Below are 1112 nucleotides of genomic sequence, written 5' to 3' on the forward strand. Positions count from 1 at the left end.
TCGGCTTCGCGGTCGACGGGGTCGAGCACGTCCAGGGGGCCGAGCTCGACGGGGCGATCCACTCGCCGGCGGGAAAGAAACGATCCGACTCCACCTTCACCTCTCTCCCACCGCCGAGAACCTGCACTCAGTCGACCATGAAGCGGGCGTACGGCCTCCGTCGGCCCGGCTCTTCATATAAACGATTCTGGTATCGTAGGTCACCTCGCCCTGACAGGTCAAGCACGGCCCGCAAACCTTCGTCCGCGAGTCGCGCCCGCACGGGAGAGGCGCCTCGATGGCAGCGGCCGGACGAGGCGGTCGCTCCGATCAAGCCGTGCCTCGACGCGGCCTCAACCACCGGTTCGTGCCACGGCCCGGCCACCATTGCCGACCCGCACAACCGCCGAGCGCGATGTCGGACTCAGCCCGCTGGGGCGGGAGGCGGTGCTGTTGTTCCGCGCACCACGAGCTGCGGGCCGAGGGCTGTGTCCTTGGGTTCGCGCTCGGGGAACACCTCGGCGCGCCGCGCGGGGTGCTGATCGTCGACGAGACCGGGTTCCTCAAGGAGGGCACCGAGTCCGCCGGTGTGCAGCGCCAGTACTCGGGCACCGTGGGGCGGGTGGAGAACTGCCGGCTCGGGGTGTCCCTGGCCTACGCCACAGGCAAGGGCCGCACCGTGATCGACCGCGAGCTCGACCTGCCGTGTCGTGGATCTCAGATCGGCGACGCTGCCGGGAGGCGGCGGTGGCGGTGCCCGACGAGGTCGATTTCGCCACCGAGGCTGCCCTGGCCAAGGCCAAGCTCGGCCGCGCCCTCGATGCCGGAGTTCCGGCGGCCTTCATAGCGGCGGACGAGGCCTACCGGCAGAACTACGAGTTCTGCTCCTGGTGTGAGCGGCGCCGGATCGGCCACGTCGTCGCGGCTCCCCGAAATCAGTCCATCGCGTTGTCCCTGGACGCCGACATCTCCCGGATCGGCGGCTCACGACAGGCGGACGACCTGGTCGCCCGCGCTCCCGAACGGGCCTGGAAGCTCCGCTCAGCCGGTGCGGGCGTGAAGGGGGAAGGGTTCTACGACTGGGCCGTGGCCTCGCCGTATCCGCCCGAGAACGCCCCGCCCGGTGGGGCAGA

1 pseudogene is annotated in these 1112 nt (G+C 70.4%); it reads left to right on the forward strand.

Going from position 1 to position 1112, the window contains the following annotated elements:
- Positions 1 to 490: 490 nt before the first annotated feature.
- A pseudogene (locus PKE99_RS39680) lies at positions 491 to 1112 on the forward strand (IS701 family transposase); the annotation flags it as partial.

Origin of the sequence: Pseudonocardia halophobica (assembly GCF_027922425.1) — a bacterium.
Taxonomy (GTDB): Bacteria; Actinomycetota; Actinomycetes; order Mycobacteriales; family Pseudonocardiaceae; genus Pseudonocardia; species Pseudonocardia halophobica.